This window comes from Paraburkholderia sp. BR14320, assembly GCF_040948665.1.
Classification (GTDB): Bacteria; Pseudomonadota; Gammaproteobacteria; order Burkholderiales; family Burkholderiaceae; genus Paraburkholderia; species Paraburkholderia youngii.
This window is the reverse complement of the sequence record NZ_JBFPKG010000053.1, coordinates 18,021-35,971: the sequence shown is the minus strand read 5'-3', so window position 1 is coordinate 35,971 and position 17,951 is coordinate 18,021. Positions and strand designations below refer to the sequence as shown.

Annotated in this window: 17 protein-coding genes; 8 read left to right on the top strand and 9 right to left on the bottom strand. The window is 65.3% G+C overall.

Features of this window, described 5'->3' with window-relative positions; translation table 11 throughout:
- Positions 1-9: 9 nt before the first annotated feature.
- On the top strand, positions 10-894 hold the full coding sequence (prmB, locus tag AB3X89_RS32435) for a 50S ribosomal protein L3 N(5)-glutamine methyltransferase (protein ID WP_368586905.1): 885 nt from the start codon (positions 10-12) through the stop codon (positions 892-894).
- Positions 895-1,167: 273 nt separating this feature from the next.
- Positions 1,168-2,655: a cardiolipin synthase gene (gene cls / locus AB3X89_RS32430; protein WP_368586904.1), complete on the top strand. Its 1,488-nt coding sequence runs from the start codon at positions 1,168-1,170 to the stop codon at positions 2,653-2,655.
- A 12-nt stretch (positions 2,656-2,667) separates the two neighbouring features.
- Here the strand turns inward: cls and AB3X89_RS32425 are convergent, their stop codons facing one another.
- Positions 2,668-3,147, bottom strand: coding sequence for a glutathione peroxidase (locus tag AB3X89_RS32425; protein WP_368586903.1), 480 nt, complete (start codon positions 3,145-3,147; stop codon positions 2,668-2,670).
- A 166-nt stretch (positions 3,148-3,313) separates the two neighbouring features.
- On the opposite strand from AB3X89_RS32425, the gene AB3X89_RS32420 reads away from it, so the two are divergent.
- Positions 3,314-5,269: an ATP-binding cassette domain-containing protein gene (locus tag AB3X89_RS32420; protein WP_368586902.1), complete on the top strand. Its 1,956-nt coding sequence runs from the start codon at positions 3,314-3,316 to the stop codon at positions 5,267-5,269.
- Positions 5,270-5,393: 124 nt separating this feature from the next.
- Positions 5,394-6,449, top strand: a complete 1,056-nt coding sequence (locus AB3X89_RS32415) for a CaiB/BaiF CoA transferase family protein (RefSeq protein ID WP_368586901.1) — start codon at positions 5,394-5,396, stop codon at positions 6,447-6,449.
- A 10-nt stretch (positions 6,450-6,459) separates the two neighbouring features.
- On the opposite strand, the gene AB3X89_RS32410 is transcribed toward AB3X89_RS32415, so the two are convergent.
- The 3 genes from AB3X89_RS32410 to alr form a co-directional block, all read right to left on the bottom strand.
- Entirely contained in the window at positions 6,460-6,738 is a 279-nt protein-coding gene (locus AB3X89_RS32410; protein WP_368586900.1) for a DUF2866 domain-containing protein, read from the bottom strand.
- A gap of 152 nt (positions 6,739-6,890) precedes the next feature.
- Positions 6,891-8,267: a DNA repair protein RadA gene (gene radA, locus AB3X89_RS32405; RefSeq protein WP_368586899.1), complete on the bottom strand. Its 1,377-nt coding sequence runs from the start codon at positions 8,265-8,267 to the stop codon at positions 6,891-6,893.
- Positions 8,268-8,270: 3 nt separating this feature from the next.
- Positions 8,271-9,341: an alanine racemase gene (alr, locus tag AB3X89_RS32400; protein ID WP_368586898.1), complete on the bottom strand. Its 1,071-nt coding sequence runs from the start codon at positions 9,339-9,341 to the stop codon at positions 8,271-8,273.
- A 218-nt stretch (positions 9,342-9,559) separates the two neighbouring features.
- On the opposite strand from alr, the gene lplT reads away from it, so the two are divergent.
- Positions 9,560-10,867: a lysophospholipid transporter LplT gene (gene lplT, locus AB3X89_RS32395; protein WP_176108269.1), complete on the top strand. Its 1,308-nt coding sequence runs from the start codon at positions 9,560-9,562 to the stop codon at positions 10,865-10,867.
- A gap of 61 nt (positions 10,868-10,928) precedes the next feature.
- Positions 10,929-11,735: a bifunctional hydroxymethylpyrimidine kinase/phosphomethylpyrimidine kinase gene (gene thiD / locus AB3X89_RS32390; protein ID WP_368586897.1), complete on the top strand. Its 807-nt coding sequence runs from the start codon at positions 10,929-10,931 to the stop codon at positions 11,733-11,735.
- A gap of 6 nt (positions 11,736-11,741) precedes the next feature.
- Here the strand turns inward: thiD and AB3X89_RS32385 are convergent, their stop codons facing one another.
- The 4 genes from AB3X89_RS32385 to tsaB are packed head-to-tail and all read right to left on the bottom strand — an operon-like array spanning position 11,742 to position 15,070.
- Positions 11,742-12,773, bottom strand: a complete 1,032-nt coding sequence (locus AB3X89_RS32385; protein ID WP_368586896.1) for a DUF1853 family protein — start codon at positions 12,771-12,773, stop codon at positions 11,742-11,744.
- Positions 12,770-13,756: a uracil-DNA glycosylase family protein gene (locus AB3X89_RS32380; protein ID WP_368586895.1), complete on the bottom strand. Its 987-nt coding sequence runs from the start codon at positions 13,754-13,756 to the stop codon at positions 12,770-12,772. Before AB3X89_RS32380 ends, AB3X89_RS32385 begins: the two co-directional genes overlap by 4 nt.
- On the bottom strand, positions 13,743-14,237 hold the full coding sequence (rimI, locus tag AB3X89_RS32375; protein WP_368586894.1) for a ribosomal protein S18-alanine N-acetyltransferase: 495 nt from the start codon (positions 14,235-14,237) through the stop codon (positions 13,743-13,745). Before rimI ends, AB3X89_RS32380 begins: the two co-directional genes overlap by 14 nt.
- Positions 14,234-15,070: a tRNA (adenosine(37)-N6)-threonylcarbamoyltransferase complex dimerization subunit type 1 TsaB gene (tsaB, locus tag AB3X89_RS32370; RefSeq protein WP_368586893.1), complete on the bottom strand. Its 837-nt coding sequence runs from the start codon at positions 15,068-15,070 to the stop codon at positions 14,234-14,236. Before tsaB ends, rimI begins: the two co-directional genes overlap by 4 nt.
- Positions 15,071-15,236: 166 nt before the next feature.
- On the opposite strand from tsaB, the gene AB3X89_RS32365 reads away from it, so the two are divergent.
- Complete coding sequence (locus tag AB3X89_RS32365) at positions 15,237-15,506, top strand: acyl-CoA-binding protein (RefSeq protein WP_368586892.1); 270 nt, start codon at positions 15,237-15,239, stop codon at positions 15,504-15,506.
- Between the two features lie 285 nt (positions 15,507-15,791).
- On the opposite strand, the gene AB3X89_RS32360 is transcribed toward AB3X89_RS32365, so the two are convergent.
- Positions 15,792-15,998 (bottom strand): hypothetical protein, encoded by a 207-nt coding sequence (locus AB3X89_RS32360; RefSeq protein ID WP_152850989.1) that lies wholly within the window; start codon positions 15,996-15,998, stop codon positions 15,792-15,794.
- 8 nt (positions 15,999-16,006) lie between these two features.
- Here AB3X89_RS32360 and AB3X89_RS32355 point away from each other — a divergent pair, with 8 nt between their 5' ends.
- Positions 16,007-17,641, top strand: coding sequence for a DEAD/DEAH box helicase (locus tag AB3X89_RS32355; RefSeq protein WP_368586891.1), 1,635 nt, complete (start codon positions 16,007-16,009; stop codon positions 17,639-17,641).
- Positions 17,642-17,951 lie beyond the last annotated feature (310 nt).

The window sequence follows — 17,951 nt, the reverse complement described above, 5'->3', positions numbered from 1 at the left end:
AACCTTGCGATGACGCTTCCTTTTTGCACCGTCCGCGACCTGCTGCGTTATGCAGTGTCGCGTTTTAGCGAGGCCAAGCTGTCGTTCGGCCACGGCTCGGCCAATGCCTACGACGAAGCCGCCTATCTGATCCTGCACACGCTGCACCTGCCGCTCGACCTGCTCGAGCCGTTTCTCGACGCGCGCCTGACCACGGCCGAAATCGAGGCGGTGCTGAAAGTGATCGAGCGACGCGCCGCCGAACGCGTGCCGGCCGCGTACATCACGCAGGAAGCGTGGATGCATGGCTATCGCTTTTACGTCGACGAGCGCGTGATCGTGCCGCGCTCGTTCATCGGCGAGTTGCTGCAGGACGGCCTGCAGCCGTACGTCGAGGACCCCGAGCAGGTCGGCGCGGTGCTCGAGCTGTGCACCGGCTCCGGCTGCCTCGCGATCCTCGCCGCCCACGCGTTCCCGAACGCCGACGTCGACGCGGTCGATCTGTCCGCGCCCGCGCTCGAAGTCGCGACGCGCAACGTGCTGGACTACCACCTCGACGACCGCATCGCGCTGTTCGAAGGCGATCTGTACGCGCCGCTCGCCGAGCGCCGCTACGACGTGATCATCAGCAACCCGCCGTACGTGAACGCGAAGTCGATGCAGGAGTTGCCGGCCGAATACAAGCACGAGCCGGAGATGGCGCTCGCGGGTGGCGCGGACGGCATGGACATCGTGCGCCGGATCATTGCCGGCGCGCGCAACTGGCTGACCGAAGACGGCGTGCTCGTCATCGAGATCGGCAACGAACGCGAGCACGTCGAGGCGGCGTTCGGCGGTCTCGACCTCGTGTGGCTGTCGACCAGCGCCGGCGACGACAACGTGTTCCTGATCCAGGCCAGCGACCTGCCGGTCTGAGTTCGGCATGCTGTCCGTTTGATCGCGCGGCGTGCGCGGCGCCGGCTTGCGTCGGATTTCGCAAGTGACGCGCGCCGCAGCACACACGGTTTATTCGTACGAGTTTTTGCGCTATTTTTTAGCGCGTGTTTTTAGGCCGTTTTTGGCGCTTTCCCAGGCGCCGCAGCCGCAGTCTGAATTCGTTGCCCGACGCGTTCGCCGCAGACCACGAAGCGAGCCTGTGCCCGCCTCCGTTTCCTGAACCCCGGCGCTTCGCCAACTGTTCGCGAGCTTATGACATTCGACCTGCTTCACGTCGGCCCGCTGGTTCTCCTTGCCCACATTCTCGGCATCATCGCGGCCGGTCACGCGATTCTCCATACCCGCACCTCGCAAGGGGCGATCGCGTGGGCCGTATCGCTGGTCGCGATGCCTTATCTGACGCTCGTGCCCTACCTGTTCCTTGGCCGCAGCAAGTTCGCCGGCTACGCGGACGCGCGCCGAGTCGAAAACGAGCTGCTGCGCACACGCGCGCATCCGCAGGTGTGGGACACGCACGCGTCGTCGGCCGGGGTGCCGACGCAGCAGCTCGGCTCGCGGCTCGTGCAGTCGCTGACGCGCCTCGGCGGCATGCCGTTCCTACCCGGCAATACCGTGCGCACGCTGATCAACGGCACGGCGACTTTCGAGGCCATCTTCGACGCGATCCAGAACGCGCGCCACTATGTGATTGTGCAGTTCTTCATCGTGCGCGACGACGCGCTCGGCGACATGCTGAAAGACGCGCTGATCGCGAAAGCGCAACAGGGCGTGCGCGTGTACTTCCTGTACGACAGCATCGGCAGCTTCGATCTGCCGCACCGCTACGTCGCGACACTGCGCGCGGCCGGCATCGAGATGCAGCCGTTCGCGACGAACCGCCGCTTCGTCAACCGTCTGCAACTGAATTTCCGCAATCACCGCAAGATCGTGGCGGTCGACGGCGAGCGCGCGTTTATTGGCGGTCATAACGTCGGCGTCGAATATCTGGGCGCGAAGCCGCCGCTGTCGCCGTGGCGCGATACGCATATCGAGGTGCGCGGCCCGGCGGTCGCCAGCATCCAGTTCGTCTTCATCGAGGACTGGTACTGGGCCACGCAGCAGTTGCCCGAGTTAGACGCGCCGGCCGCCGAATCAGCCGCCCCCTCCGCCGATCAGCGCGGCGACCACGACGCCCACGAACGCGCCGCGAACAACATGCACTGCATCGTGCTGCCAAGCGGCCCAGCCGACAAGCAGGAAACCTGCTCGCTGTTTTTCGTCGAAGCGATCAACGCGGCGCGCGAACGGATCTGGATCACGACGCCCTACCTGGTACCCGACGAAGCCGTGTTCGCCGCGCTGCGGCTCGCGGCGCTGCGCGGCGTCGACGTGCGCATCCTGATTCCGAGCCGGCGCGATCACCGGGTGGTGTTCGAGGCTTCGAAGCTGTATGCATACGACTCGCTGCGCGCGGGCATTCGCATCTTCCGCTATCAGCCGGGTTTCCTGCACCAGAAGGTCGTGCTGATCGACAGCAGCGCGGCCGCGATCGGCAGCGCCAATCTCGACAACCGCTCGTTCCGTCTGAACTTCGAGATCATGGTGCTGACCGTCGACCGCGGTTTCGCGCTCGAAGTCGAAACGATGCTGCTCGACGACTTCGCCGAGTCGCGCGAAATCGACCGCGACGAGTACCGCAAGGCGAACGCGCTGCGACGCATGCTGATGCACGTCGCACGGCTCTTTTCGCCGATCCTGTAGAGGCGCTCGTGCTTACAGCAGCGCTTCGATATCCTCGGTGATCGCCTCGGGCTTGGTCAGCGGCGCATAGCGCTTGACCACGTTGCCGTCGCGGCCGATCAGAAACTTCGTGAAATTCCACTTGATCGCCTCGAGACCGAGCAGCCCCGGCGCTTCGATCGTCAGGTAACGGAATAGCGGGTGCGCGTTCGGGCCGTTCACGTCGATCTTGTCGAACATCGGGAACGTCACGCCGTAATTCTTCTCGCAGAAGCTGCCGATCTGCGCGGCGTCGCCCGGCTCCTGCTTGCCGAACTGGTTGCACGGAAAACCGAGCACCGCGAGCCCGCGCGCCGCGTACGTGTCGTACAGCTTCTGCAAGCCCGCGTACTGCGGCGTGAACCCGCATTCGCTCGCGGTATTGACGATCAGCATCACCTTGCCTTGGTACTTCGCGAGACTCGCTTCCTCGCCGCCGAGCGTGCGTGCCGAAAACGAATAGATCGATGTCATGTGCCCTCCCGTGAAAGCCGTCAGTCTATGCCAAAAGCGCTGCCGATACAGTCGGCCGAATGGCCGATGGCGGCTGCGCTCAATGCGACAGCCGGGCAATCGGCGCCGCGCGCCCGGCAACCCGCCGGGCAGTCTAAAATAGCGGTTTTCTTCAGCCGGCCACGTCGTGATCCGCTTCAATCAGTTCAGCCTCGCGCGCGGCACCAAGCCGCTTTTCGACAACACCACGTTCACGTTGAACCCCGGTGAAAAAGCCGGCCTCGTCGGGGCGAACGGCGCGGGCAAGTCGACGCTGTTCGCCGTGCTGCGCGGCGAGCTGCATGCGGACGGTGGCGATTTCTCGATCCCGCCGACCTGGCGCATCGCCCACGTCGCACAGGAAACGCCTGCCGTCGACAAAACCGCCCTCGCCTACACGCTCGACGGCGACGCCGCGCTGCGCGACATCGAAGCGCGCATCGCGGCCGCCTCCGCGGCGCACGACGGCGCGGCCGAAGCCGAAGCGCACGCCGCCTTCGCCGACGCCGACGGCTACACCGCGCCGGCACGCGCCGAAGCGCTGCTGCTCGGCCTCGGTTTCACGCTCGACCAGACCCGCGAGCCGGTCAGCAGTTTTTCGGGCGGCTGGCGCATGCGGCTGAATCTCGCGCAGGCGCTGATGTGCCGCTCCGACCTGCTGCTGCTCGACGAACCGACCAACCACCTCGACCTCGACGCGATCGTCTGGCTCGAAGACTGGCTCAATCGCTATGCGGGCACGCTGATCGTGATCTCGCACGACCGCGAGTTTCTCGATTCCGTCTGCAACGTCACGCTGCATCTCGAGAACCAGCAGATCAAGCGCTACGGCGGCAATTACTCGCAATTCGAAGTGCTGCGCGCGCAGCAGATCGCCCTGCAGCAGAGCGCGTACGAAAAGCAGCAGCGCACGGTCGCGCATCTGCAAAGCTACATCAACCGCTTCAAGGCGCAGGCCACCAAGGCGCGTCAGACGCAAAGCCGGGTGAAGGCGCTCGAGAAGATGGAGCTGATCGCGCCCGCGCACATCGCGTCGCCGTTCACGTTCGAGTTCCGTACGCCCGACTCCGCGCCGAATCCGATGATGGTGATGGAAGATGTGCGCTGCGGCTACCACGCCGAAGACGGCAGCGAGATTCCGATCGTCGAGCGCGTGATGCTGTCGATCCAGAATGGTCAGCGCATCGGCCTGCTCGGCGCGAACGGCCAGGGCAAGTCCACGCTGATCAAGACGCTCGCGGGTACGCTTGAACCGCTCTCGGGCCACGTACGCGAAGGCAAGGGCTTGCGCATCGGCTACTTCGCGCAGCATCAGCTAGAAACGCTGCGTCCGGACGACACGCCGTTGCAGCACCTCGCGCGTCTCGCGCCCGATACGCGCGAGCAGGAACTGCGCGACTTCCTCGGCAGCTTCAACTTTTCCGGCGACATGGCGACCGCGAAGATCGCGCCGTTCTCGGGCGGCGAGAAAGCACGCCTCGCGCTCGCGCTGATCATCTGGCAGAAGCCGAACCTTCTGCTGCTCGACGAGCCGACCAATCACCTCGACCTCGAAACGCGCCACGCGCTGACGATGGCGCTCGCGCAATTCGAAGGCACGTTGATTCTGGTGTCGCACGACCGCCATCTGCTGCGCGCGACGACCGATCAGTTCATGCTGGTCGCGAAGCATCGTCTGCAGGAATTCGACGGCGATCTCGACGACTATCGCGACTGGCTGCTGCAGCATGCGGCCGAGCAGCGCGCGGCGTTGAAGGCGAATGCTTCCGGTGCGTCGGACGCAGCGTCCAGCGGCGCGGCAAATGGCGACAGCAACGTCAATCGCAAGGAGCAGCGCCGCCTCGAAGCTGAAACGCGGCAGAAGCTCGCGCATCTGAAGAAGCCGCTGCAAAGCCGCATCGCGAAGATCGAAAAGGAAATGGACGCGCTCAACGCGGAGAAGACGACGCTCGATACATTCGTCGCCGATCCCGCGAGCTACGAGCCGGAGCAGAAGAGCAAACTGACGGAGGCGATCCGCCGTCAGGCAGACGTGAACGCGCGCCTCGATACGCTCGAAGCCGAATGGCTCGAGACGCACGAGGAACTCGAACAGATCGGCTAGCGGCACGCAACGGCCGGGCCGCGCCGGCATCCACGGGAGCTTGGCTTTGTCATTTGCGAACTCGTCGTCCCCGTCATCGGTGTCTGGACCCGCGGCTGCAACGGCAACCGAGGTGCCGCCACCGTTGCAAGGACTCCGCGTGCTCGACCTCACGCGCCTCTTGCCGGGGCCGGCGGCCGCGCTGCGCCTCGCCGAGCTCGGCGCCGATGTGCTGAAGATCGAAGCGCCCGGCGCGGGCGACCCGACGCGCACGATGATGCAGTCGTCGAGCGATCGTGTCGCGGGTAGGCCCGGTGCGTTCTACCGGATGGTCAATCGCGGCAAGCGCGAGACGCGCCTCGACCTCAAATCCGAAGCGGGACGCAACGTGCTGCGCGCGCTCGCGGCCGAAGCCGACGTGTTGATCGAGAGCTTCCGGCCCGGCGTGATGGAGCGGCTCGGCCTCGGCTACGCGACGCTCGGCGCTGCCAATCCGCGGCTCGTCTATTGCGCGATCAGCGGATATGGCGCAAGCGGTCCGTTCGCGGACCATGCGGGCCACGATCTGAACTACATCGGCTATGCCGGCGTGCTCGATCAACTGGCAAGCCGCGACGGTGCGCCGATCCTGCCGAACTTCCAGATCGCCGATCTGCTCGGTGGCGCCTTGAGCGCGGTCACGCAGATTCTCGCCGCGCTCTGGCATGTCGCGCGTGGTGGCGCGGGCCGCTTCGTCGATGTATCGATGACGCACACGAGCTATGCGCACAACTTCGTCGCGCAGGTGTCGCTGGTCAACGAAGGGGCGGCGCCCGCAGCGGGCAGTGGCCTGCTAAATGGCGGCGTGCCCTGCTACAACCTGTACCGCACGAGCGATCAGCGCTGGCTCGCGGTCGGCGCGCTCGAACTGAAGTTCTGGGAAACGCTGTGCATGGCGCTCGATCGGCCCGAATGGGCGACGCGTCACTGGAGCCTGGGGCAGGCGATCGGCGGTCCCGATGCGTTGGCACTCATCCGGGAACTCGCTGAGGTGATCGCGACCCGCACGCTCGGCGAATGGGTGGAATCGTTGGAGTCGCTCGATTGCTGCGCGTCGCCGGTGCTGACGCCCGCTGAAGCGGCGCAGCATCCGCTGTTCAATCCGCACACGTATGCGGCGGCGGCCGCGAGCGCCGCCGACTCAGACGACGACGGGGCCTAACCCGCCGCCGTCAACGCCGCGTCGCCGTCTGCCTCGGCAGCGTTTGACGCGGCGACTTCTCGTCGTCGTACAGCAAGTGCTTGCGACCTTCCACATGGCGGCTGATCGTGGCGCGCACTTCGGCGGCGGTCACGTCTTCGGCCACCACGCGCCGCGAGATCTGCCCCGCGGTGTCGATCCACTCGACGATCCGGCAAGCGCCGCCCCATGGCCGATGAATCGGTGCGGAGACCCGGCAGCCGCGCACCTGGATGTGCGGGTCGGCAGCGGTTTCATGTGACTGTTTCAAAGCGCGATCCTTTTTCGAGCATCAGAAGGGATGCATATCGTTACAGCTTAGGAAAAAGGTATGGCGGCCAGGTTACAGCCAATATGGCGATATTTACAGGGCATTACGGGACCGCGAGCGCGCAATGTACCGGCGAGCCGTCCCGGCCCCGTCTATTCGAGCGTGCGGACGCGGTCGATGGCCTGTTCGATCCGTTCGACCGCAACGACCTGTAAGCCTTCGATCGGCTGTTTCGGCGCATTGGCCTTCGGAATCACCGCCACCGAGAAGCCGAGCTTGGCCGCTTCCTTCAGGCGTTCCTGACCGCGCGGCGACGGCCGGATTTCCCCGGCGAGGCCCACTTCGCCGAATACGACGAGCCCCTTCGGCAGCGGCTTGTTGCGCATCGACGAATGAATCGCGAGCAGCACCGAGAGGTCGGCGGCGGGCTCGGAGATCTTCACGCCACCCACCGCGTTCAGGAACACGTCCTGATCGAAACAGGCGATGCCCGCATGCCGATGCAGCACCGCGAGCAGCATCGCGAGCCGGTTCTGTTCGAGGCCGACCGCGAGGCGGCGCGGATTCGGCGCGTTGGCCGAATCGACGAGCGCCTGCACTTCGACGAGCAACGGCCGCGTGCCCTCCTGCGTGACGAGCACGCACGAACCCGGCACCGACTGCTCGTGCTGCGACAAAAACAATGCCGACGGATTCGCGACGCCGCGCAAACCACGCTCGGTCATCGCGAACACGCCGAGCTCGTTGACCGCGCCGAAACGGTTCTTGATCGCCCGCACGAGACGGTACGACGAGTGCGTATCGCCCTCGAAGTACAGCACCGTATCGACGATATGTTCGAGCACGCGCGGCCCCGCGAGCGCGCCCTCTTTCGTCACGTGTCCGACCATGATGATCGTGGTGCCCGACTGCTTGGCGATGCGCGTCAGTTGCGCGGCGCACTCGCGCACTTGCGAGACCGAGCCCGGCGCCGATGTCAAAGCATCCGAATAGACGGTCTGGATCGAATCGATCACGGCGACTTCGGGCCGTTGCTCGGTGATCGTCGCCTGAATTTTTTCGAGCTGGATTTCCGCGAGCAATTGCAGTTCGCTCGCCTTCGAGCCGGGTTCGAGCAGTGCGAGCCGTTGCGCGCGCAACGCGATCTGCGCGCCCGACTCTTCGCCGCTGATATAGAGCGCGCGCTTGTCCGCGGCGATCTCGGCGAGCGATTGCAGCAGCAATGTAGATTTACCGATGCCCGGATCGCCGCCGATCAGGACCACGCCGCCCGGCACGAGGCCGCCGCCGAGCACGCGGTCGAATTCGCTGACGCCGGTGGAAAAGCGCGGCACGTCCGACGCGTCGATGTCGGCGAGGCGCCGCACTGGCGTGCTCTTCGCGAGCGACTGGAAACGGTGAGCGGACGGCGCCTCTGCGACCGATTCGACGAGCGTGTTCCACGCCTGGCAAGACGGGCATTGACCGGACCACTTGGGCGACTGTCCGCCGCATTCCCCGCAGATATACAACGTCTTCGCTTTCGCCACGCGTCACTCCGCCCGAACCGGCACACGCGGCGCGACCGCGCACATCAGCTCGTAGCCGATCGTGCCGCAGGCTTGCGCGACGTCGTCGATGGGCAGCGCGGTACCCCACAGTTCCACGCGCGAGCCGACGTTGGCGGTCGGCACCGGGGTCAGGTCGACGGTCAGCATGTCCATCGACACGCGTCCAACGATTCGCGTGCGCACCCCATCGACGATCACCGGCGTGCCTTCGGGCGCGACGCGCGGATAGCCGTCCGCGTAACCGCACGCGACCACGCCGATGCGCATCGGCGCGCGCGCGGTGAACGTGGACCCATAGCCGACCGAACTGCCTTCGCCGAGCGTCTGCACGGCGATCAGTTCCGACGCGAGCGTCATCGCGGGCTGCAGTCCGGTGCCGTCGATCGCGGCCGTCACGCCGGATGGCGACGCGCCGTACAGGATGATGCCCGGACGCACCCAGTCGAAATGCGCTTCGGGATGCCACAGTGTCGCGGCCGAATTCGACAGGCTGCGCGCACCGGCGATGCCCTGCGCGCCGCGCGCGAACGCCTCCATCTGATGCGCGATGCCGCGCTCGGCATCGGCATCGGAAAAATGCGTCATCAACGTGATCTGGCCGACGCCCTGGCAGGCGCGCGCGCGCTCCCATGCGGCACGAAATTTTTCCACCGTGTAGCCGAGCCGGTTCATACCGGTGTTCATCTTCAACTGGATATTGACCGGTTTCGACAGGCGCGCCATTTCGAGCATGCGCAGCTGCTCGTCCGAATGCAGCGCCGTGGTCAGGCTGTAGCGATCGATTACGTCGATGTCGGTCGGCCGAAAAAAGCCTTCCAGCAGAAGAATTGGGCCTGCCCAGCCCAATTCACGCAACTTCACCGCTTCTTCGAGGTCCAGCAACCCAAAGCCGTCCGTCGCGCGCAATCCGGGAAACACGCGCGCGAGGCCATGCCCGTAGGCATTAGCCTTGACGACGGCCCAGACTTTTGATTTCGGCGCATAGCGCCGCGCGACAGCGAGGTTATTGGCGAGAGCAGCGGTATGAATCGTGGCGGAAAGGGGGCGCGGCATGGGATTTTTTCGAAAAGACACTTGCGAATCAGCGGCTTACAAGGCGTTTTCAGCGCTCTGCGGCCCGCTGGGCGGTGCGATCAAGGATTCTGCTAGTCTGAATCCATCTATTTTCATGATATAAAGCCGTGCGCACAACCCATTTCGATCGGCATAAGCCCGGACGCATAACAAACGGCCGGGGCGGACAGACCGCAGCGAGGACAGCATCGCATCAGATGAAAAAAGGCTTTTACACCATCATGGCCGCGCAGTTTTTTTCGTCGCTGGCCGACAATGCGCTTCTGATCGCTGCTATCGCACTGCTGAAAGATCTTCACGCTCCGAACTGGATGACGCCGCTGCTCAAGCTGTTTTTTGTGCTGTCGTACGTCGTTCTTGCCGCTTTCGTCGGCGCATTCGCCGACTCCCGTCCGAAAGGACGCGTGATGTTCATCACCAATACGATCAAGGTGGTCGGCTGCATCACGATGCTGGTCGGCGCGCATCCGCTGATTGCGTACGGCATCGTCGGCTTCGGCGCGGCGGCCTACTCGCCCGCCAAATACGGCATTCTCACCGAACTGTTGCCGCCTGACCGGCTCGTCGCCGCGAACGGCTGGATCGAAGGCACCACGGTCGGCTCGATCATTCTCGGCACGGTGCTCGGCGGCGCGCTGATCAGCCCGCACATCGCCGCGCCGATTCTCAAATGGCACGTCCCCACCGTGAACACGCCCGCGGAAGCCGCGATGCTCGTGATCATGGGCATTTACGTGGTCGCCGCGCTCTTTAATCTGCGCATTCCCGACACCGGCGCGCGCTATCCGCGCCAGGAACACGGGCCGATCCGCCTGATCACCGATTTCGCCGACTGCTTTCTCGTGCTGTGGCGTGACAAGCTCGGACAGATTTCTCTCGCTGTGACGACGCTGTTCTGGGGCGCGGGTGCGACGCTGCAATTCATCGTGCTTAAATGGGCCGAGGTGTCGCTGGGCATGTCGCTGTCCGAGGCGGCAATCCTGCAGGCGGTGGTCGCAGTCGGCGTCGCGGGCGGCGCGATTTTTGCGGCTTCGCGCGTGCCGTTGAAGAAGTCGCTGTCGGTCTTGCCGGTCGGCATCATGATGGGTATCTCCGTGATGCTGATGGCGTTCTACACGCGCGATCTGTTTCCCCCGCACTGGGGCATTTATTTTGGCCGCATGCACGTGTCGGGCTATCTGATCTTCGCGTATATCTTCCTGATGTTCGTGGGCGGCCTGTCGGGCTTTTTCGTCGTGCCGATGAATGCGCTGCTGCAGCATCGCGGGCACGTGCTGCTGTCGGCGGGCCATTCGATCGCCGTGCAGAACTTCAACGAGAATCTGTCCGTGCTCGTGATGCTGTGCCTGTACGCGGTGCTCGTTTGGCTCGACGTGCCGGTTACCGTCGTGATCGTGCTGTTCGGCACCTTCGTGTGCGTGATGATGTGGCTCGTGATGCGGCGCCATCAGGCGAACCAGCGCGCGTTCGATTCGGTCGCGCTGATCGGCGAAGCCAAGCACTGATCAACCGCGCCGGGCCGGCCGCGACACGCACGAGCGGGCCCTTCTTCTTCCTCGCTCGACCATGACTCAATCGATTCCCAATGTGCTGACGATCGCCGGCTCCGATTCCGGCGGCGGCGCTGGCATCCAGGCCGATCTGAAGGCCTTCTCCGCGCTCGGCGCCTATGGCGCGAGCGTGATCACCGCGCTGACCGCGCAGAACACGCGCGGCGTGACCGCGATCCACGCGCCGGACCCTGGCTTCATCACCGCGCAGCTCGACGCGGTGTTCGACGACATCCGCATCGACGCGGTGAAGATCGGCATGCTCGCGAATGCGCCGATCGCGCGCGCGGTTGCCGACGCGCTGCGCCGTCACCGGCCCAAACACATCGTGCTCGACACGGTGATGATCTCGAAGAGCAATCACGCACTATTGCTGCCCGATGCGGTCGCGGTGGTACGCGACGAACTGCTGCCGCTCGCCGATCTGCTGACGCCGAATCTGCCGGAAGCGGCCGCGCTGCTCGGCACGCAGCCCGCCACCGACGAAGCCGGCATGGTCGAGCAAGGCGAAGCGTTGCGCGGGCTCGGCGCGCGCGCGGTGCTGATGAAGGGCGGCCATCTGAGCGCGACCGATAGCCCCGACTGGCTCGTGCAGGAAAGCGGCACGCTGCGCCTCGGCGGTCCGCGCGTGCCGGTGAAGAACACGCATGGAACGGGCTGCACGTTGTCGTCGGCGATCGCGGCGTTGATTCCGCAGCGCGACGATCTCGCTAGCGCCGTGGCCGATGCGAAGGTTTATCTGACCGGCGCGTTGCAGGCGAGCGAGCGGCTCGACGTCGGCCACGGCGTGGGGCCGGTGCATCACTTTCATCGGTGGTGGTAAGCGACGCTATTGCTTCGCGTAACGCCGCGCGTGCTCGGGCCAGTCGTCGGGCACGATAAAGCCGCGCGAGCGTTCGAGCAGATGTCCCGTATCGTCTTCGATGAATCCGGCGACCATCGTCGGGCCGTGTTGCGGTGAGATTTGAGCGGCGAGCGTGTTTGCGTCGACATAGCACGAATCGTGCGCGCCGGCTTGCATTCGATACTCCGGCGCAAGCCATTCGAGCCGCGGCAACACCCGCCACCTATGCGTGTGCGCGCACTCGAAAGCCGGCCAGTCGCGATGCGTAATCCACCAGCCGCGGCCATGCGCGGGATCGAGTTCGGCAGGATCGGTGGGCGTGGCCCCATGCCGGTAGAACAGCCAGCCTTTGACGAACATCTGCGGCGTCCACGTGCCTGCATAGCCCGTCGATGCAAATTCCTCGCGTGCGCTGAGCGGCAACTGATGATCGAGCAGATGCGCGAGCTTCAGATCGAAGCGGTCCTTCAGATTGGGGCCGACGTAATCGGCGAGATGCGCCGCCTCTGCCCTATTCGGATCGCCCGCATGCAGATAGCACTTCACCGCGAGTTCCCAATGCAGTCGCGCGCCCTCGCGCGTGCGCACGAGGAAATCGCATTCACCAAGCGTGCGGCCGGCGTGCCGTAGCGGCACACCCGCTGCGATCAATTGCGTCGCCGGCCCATGACGAAGGAAAAAACCCAGCAGGCGTTCGGCGTAGCGGCCAAGACGCGTGATGCGCGTTGCCGCGAGATCCTGATGCAGAGATTCTGGCGTGGTGTCGAGCGCGCGCAGCCAGTCGAGCGTGGCCTGCAATTCCTGCGGTGTATCGAAGGGAGCCGCGAGCGCGCCCGCGGGAGGCTGAGGGCGCAACAGATCGGGACTCAGCAGCAGCCACGCGAGATCGCGGACGGCGGGTTCGCGCAGTGCATCGACTGAAGCACAGTCGCGCAATCCCAGCAACCTATCGAGAAGCGCCGCGTGGCTGATAGACGCGGCGGGCATGCGCGCCGCCGGGCCCTCGGGGATCGTCACTTTGATTCGTTCGACGGCGCGCCGCCGTTCGCCAGCCACGTGGCGCGCGCAAGGCACAGGTCCGTCCATGCCTTGGCCTTGTCGGGCAGGCTACGCAGCAGATAGGCCGGATGATAGGTGACGATCACCGGCACGCCCTCGTACGTATGCACGCGGCCGCGCAGCGACGAAATGCTCGCGTCGGTCTTCAGCAGACTCTGCGCGGCGAAACGGCCGAGCGCGACGATCAGCTTCGGCTTCACGAGCGACACCTGACGCTGCAGATAAGGTTCGCAACGGGCGACCTCGTCCGGCTGCGGATTCCGGTTGCCGGGCGGCCGGCACTTGATCACGTTCGCGATATACACGTTGGTGCCGCGCGCGAGCGCGAGCGAATGCAGCATGTTGTCGAGCAGCTTGCCGGCCTGGCCGACGAACGGTTCGCCTTGACGGTCCTCGTTCTCGCCGGGCGCTTCGCCGATCAGCATCCAGTCGGCCTCGCGATCTCCGACGCCGAACACCGTGTTCGTGCGTTTCTCGCACAGCCGGCAGGCCTCGCATCCAGCGACGCGCTCGGCGAGCGCGTCCCAGTCGAGCGTGTGGATAGCCGGCAGCGCGGGCGCGTCGCGGCGTGCTTCGGCGGGTGCGGGGGCCGATGCGGTGGGATCGTCGAACCACGCGAAGTCGTCGTCGGGTGGGGCGTCGAAAGTCGGCGGCGCTGAAAAGTCCGGTTGCGGTTGTGATGTCTCGCGGCGTGCGGCGGTTTCGTCGAAGCGCGGTGCGGGTTCACTCGGCGCTTGTTGCGGCTGCGCGTCGGCCGATGCGCGCAACGGTTCCCGCGAGGTCTGCGGCGCCGGCTCCGCGCGTCGCTCGTCGTCTGCGTCTGCCGGTATCGACTGCGACGCATCACCCTGCCCGGCCTCCGGCTCGCGCCCGGCGAGTCCGCGACGCACCCACAACGGCGCGAGTCCAAATTCTTCGAGCACCGATTCATGCAGCGCCATCTTCGCCCTCCGTGGCAAACGACAGACGCATCACGATCGCGTCCTCCCGGGCGCGATGCCGCGCCGGATAATAATTTTTGCGCCGGCCGATCGATGCGAAGCCAAAGCGCTCGTACAAACGGATCGCCCGATGATTCGACGGCCGCACTTCGAGCAGCAGCCCCTCGAGCTTCTCCGCGTGCGTGATGCGCACCGCCTCGCGCAGCAGCGCGAGGCCCGCGCCCGCGCCTTGAGCTTGGGGTGCCACGCACAGATTCAGCAGATGCATTTCATCGACGACCGGCATCAGCACGCAATAGCCGATCAAAGTGCCCGTCACGTGGCGCAGACAGACGCCGAAATAGCCGTTGCGCAGCGAGTCGCCGAAGTTGCCGCGACTCCACGGAAACTCATACGCAAGCTTCTCGATCGCGGCGACTTCATCCAGGTCGCTTTCGGTCATCGGCGACATGTAGCGGTCCGTGAGCAGCACACCGCTCATGGGCGCGCCTCGTCGTGGGACGGCTGGCCGGACGCGCTGTCGGGCGCGCTCTGCGCGGACTGCCCGGCGTTGTGAGCCGCTTTGGCTGATTTCGCCGCCTTGTCGGCCATGCGCTCGGCGGTCGTCTGCGCGACCTTGTCGCGCACGTACTCGGGCGCAGCCCGATCGGCGGGTACCGTGCGACCCGCATGGAACGCGCGCAGCGCCGCGTACGCCAGCGGCAACGCATGCGGCAACGCTTCGCCATCGACGCTTCGCGCGGCCGCGACCGCCGGCAATCGCTCGCCGAACGCGGCGGCCGCATTGCCGGCAAGCGTGAACGGCCCGTCGGGCAGCACGATCCGCTCAGGCGCATCGAGCGACGCCGTCTGCACGGTGCGCCATTCGTGTTGCGCGTCGTCCCACGCGTAGTCGGCCCAGTAGATTTCGCCCATGCGCGCGTCGAGCGCGGCGAGCACGCGCGTCGTCGACGGATCATGCAGGCGGGCGCTCTCCGCGCACGCGAGCAGCGTGCCAATCGGCACGACCGGCAGGTCCAGGCCGAACGCGAGGCCTTGGGCGACGCCGGTCGCCGTACGCAGTCCGGTGAACGAACCCGGGCCCGAGCCGAACGCGATCGCGTCGCAGTCCGCCAACGTGAGGCCGGCTTCGTCGAACAGTTCGCGGATCGCCGGCAGCAGGCGGGTACTGGACACCGCGCCGGTTTGTTCGTGACGAACCCAGACGCGCGGTTCGGCGCTGGGCTGACCGGCGGCATCGACGGACGCGGACACGAGCGCCGCCGAACAGAATTCAGTCGAGGTATCGAGGGCTAGGAGCACTGTTTGAGTCATGGACCGTATTGTAATCGGCACGGTGCGCGTGAATGGTGGTTTGCGCGGCCTTGCTGCCCCGCTTCGCAGCCGCCCAGTTTGGAATAAGCCCTCGGCCCCGTTGCGTCAGGCAATTGTTATGATTTTCGGCCGATCTCATCTATCCCGCGACGCAGGCCAAACCACCATGACCGATATCAACTCCCAGTTCGAACAAGCCCAGCAGGACGTCAAGCAGCTGCCCGAGCGCCCGGGCAATCTGACGCTGCTGCGTCTCTATGCACTCTTCAAGCAGGCGAGCGAGGGCGACGTGCACGGCGACAAGCCGGGCTTCACCGACCTCGTCGGCAAATACAAGTACGAAGCTTGGGCGGCGCTCAAGGGCACCGCGCAGGACGCTGCGAAGCAGCAATATGTCGAGCTCGTCGAATCGCTGAAGAGCGGCGCGGCGGCCTGAGTTTCCGGCGCGCCAATCATCTGTGGAAATGGCCGTATGGGAACCCCGCCACGGCCTCGCGGGGTTCCGGACGCGAGGCTCCGGGCCATCGCCCTCACGTCCCTACTGCATTCCGGCACTTTTTTCTGTCGGATTTGCCTGAATGGTGGCGCAGTGCAGCAAAGTTCGCTATAATGCCGCCTGCGCTTCACTGCTTTGGCCGTTTTTCCAGCGGTCCTCGCGGCGCAGCGTCCCATAGCGTTTGCTCCAATCCAGTTTAGAACCTGTCCCCTTCTGCCTAGCCCCCTACGGGCTCAAGTCCCAGGCTGGCGGCTCGCCATGTTGGCACGTCGCATCCGATACAGCTTCTAACGAAAAACTCGCCTTCATTGTCGCGAGTTGCCCCCGTTTTTCGATTTGCTCGCTGCTTTTTTGCTCGCTGAATCCGACGACTTGGGTATGCCGATTGGCGTTGACGTTTTCATCCGATGAACCACCCAGGATCGTTTTCAAGGATTCACATGACTTTGAGCAACACCCCCAGCAGCCCGTTGAACGCCATCGCCGACGAAGCACTTGGTCTCGCGCCCGCCGCTCCCGCAGCCGCCGCGCAAGCTGACACCAAGCCGAGCTTCGCGTCGCTCGGCCTGTCCGCGGAAGTCGTCTCCGCGCTGACCGCCGCTGGCTACGAGCACCCGACGCCGGTGCAGCAACGCGCGGTGCCGGCTGGTATCGCCGGCCGCGATCTGCTGGTTTCGAGCCCGACCGGTTCGGGCAAGACCGCCGCCTTCATGCTGCCCGCCATCGAGCGTTTCGCGCAGCTGCAAAAGGCCCAGGCGAGCCAGCCGCGCGAACCGCGTCCGGCCGACGGTGGCCGCGGCCGCCGTCCGCAGCCGGTCGCGCGTCCGACCATGCTGGTGCTGACCCCGACCCGCGAACTCGCGATGCAGGTCACGACCGCCGCCGCCACGTACGGCAAGCACCTGAAGCGCCTGCGCACCGTCAGCATTCTGGGCGGCGTCGCTTATGGCCAACAACTGATGCTGCTCGCGAAGAACCCTGAAATCCTCGTTGCGACGCCGGGCCGTCTGATCGACCACCTCGAGCGCGGCCGCATCGATCTGTCGCAACTGCAGATCCTCGTGCTCGACGAAGCCGACCGCATGCTCGACATGGGCTTCATCGACGACATCGACACGATCGTCGCCGAAACGCCGGCTACCCGTCAGACCATGCTGTTCTCGGCCACGCTCGACGGCAAGATCGGCTCGCTGACCGGCCGTCTGTTGAAGGACCCGGAGCGTATCGAAATCGTCCAGCGCATGGAGCAGCGCACCAACATCGCGCAAACCGTCCATTACGTCGACGACCGCGATCACAAGGACCGTCTGCTGGACCATCTGCTGCGCGACTCCGGCCTCGACCAGGCGATCGTCTTCACGGCAACCAAGATGGACGCAGACCAACTGGCGGGCCGTCTGGCCGACGCCGGTTTCGAATCGGCTGCGCTGCACGGCGACCTGCCGCAAGGGGCGCGTAACCGCACGATCCGCGCGCTGCGCGAGCGCCGCGTGCGCGTGCTGGTTGCGACCGACGTCGCCGCTCGCGGTATCGACATCCCGGGCATCACGCACGTGTTCAACTACGACCTGCCGAAGTTCGCCGAAGACTACGTGCACCGTATCGGCCGTACCGGCCGCGCGGGTCGCTCGGGTATCGCGGTGAGCCTCGTGCATCACGCCGAACAGGGCGCGTTGAAGCGCATCGAGCGCTTCGTGCGCACGCCGCTGCCGGTCAACGTCGTCGAAGGCTTCGAGCCGCGCAAGGCGCCGCCTTCGGGCAACGGCCGTCCTGGCTTCGGTGGCCGCGGCCGTCCGGGCGGTAACGGCCGTCGCTTCGGCAGCGGCTCGGGCAAGCCGGGCGGCTACGGCGGCTCGCGCAACGGGAACGGCAATGGCAACGGCGGCGGCTGGGGCAACAAGTCGGCCGGCGGTTCGCGTGACGGCTACGGCTCGCGCGAAAGCCACGGCGGTTCGCGTGACGGCTATGGCTCGCGCGAAGGCTTCGGCGGTGGTTCGCGTGACAGTTACGGTTCGCGTGACGGCTACGGCGCGCGCCGCAACGACGGTCCCCGTTCGGCACGTCGCGGCAGCTGATAGCTACGCACAAGACTGACCGGACGGCTTCGCGCCGTCCGTGAGAACAGCAGAAAACCGGCGCTCAGGCGCCGGTTTTTTTTCACCTGTCCGCTGCCCGCCCCAAATTTCGCGATGTGGAAAAATTTTTTGCGTCGTAAAAAATCATGCTGCAAGGCACAAGAACGACTGTTGCAACAGGGAAAATATCGTTTCTCATCGCGAAATGCGACATTCAAGCCATTGATTTAACGTAAAAATAAATATTGGAAAAACGCTTTGCGGTGTCTATTGCGCGTCCATCGATTTGCCTAGACTCTTATATAAGACT

What these genes read in the sequence shown, in the direction of transcription:
- prmB (WP_368586905.1), top strand. Translation starts at nt 10, where the DNA reads ATGACGCTTCCTTTTTGCACCGTCCGCGACCTGCTGCGTTATGCAGTG.
- cls (WP_368586904.1), top strand. Translation starts at nt 1,168, where the DNA reads ATGACATTCGACCTGCTTCACGTCGGCCCGCTGGTTCTCCTTGCCCAC.
- AB3X89_RS32425 (WP_368586903.1), bottom strand. Translation starts at nt 3,147, where the DNA reads ATGACATCGATCTATTCGTTTTCGGCACGCACGCTCGGCGGCGAGGAA.
- alr (WP_368586898.1), bottom strand. Translation starts at nt 9,341, where the DNA reads ATGCCGCGCCCCCTTTCCGCCACGATTCATACCGCTGCTCTCGCCAAT.
- lplT (WP_176108269.1), top strand. Translation starts at nt 9,560, where the DNA reads ATGAAAAAAGGCTTTTACACCATCATGGCCGCGCAGTTTTTTTCGTCG.
- thiD (WP_368586897.1), top strand. Translation starts at nt 10,929, where the DNA reads ATGACTCAATCGATTCCCAATGTGCTGACGATCGCCGGCTCCGATTCC.
- AB3X89_RS32380 (WP_368586895.1), bottom strand. Translation starts at nt 13,756, where the DNA reads ATGGCGCTGCATGAATCGGTGCTCGAAGAATTTGGACTCGCGCCGTTG.
- rimI (WP_368586894.1), bottom strand. Translation starts at nt 14,237, where the DNA reads ATGAGCGGTGTGCTGCTCACGGACCGCTACATGTCGCCGATGACCGAA.
- tsaB (WP_368586893.1), bottom strand. Translation starts at nt 15,070, where the DNA reads ATGACTCAAACAGTGCTCCTAGCCCTCGATACCTCGACTGAATTCTGT.
- AB3X89_RS32365 (WP_368586892.1), top strand. Translation starts at nt 15,237, where the DNA reads ATGACCGATATCAACTCCCAGTTCGAACAAGCCCAGCAGGACGTCAAG.
- AB3X89_RS32355 (WP_368586891.1), top strand. Translation starts at nt 16,007, where the DNA reads ATGACTTTGAGCAACACCCCCAGCAGCCCGTTGAACGCCATCGCCGAC.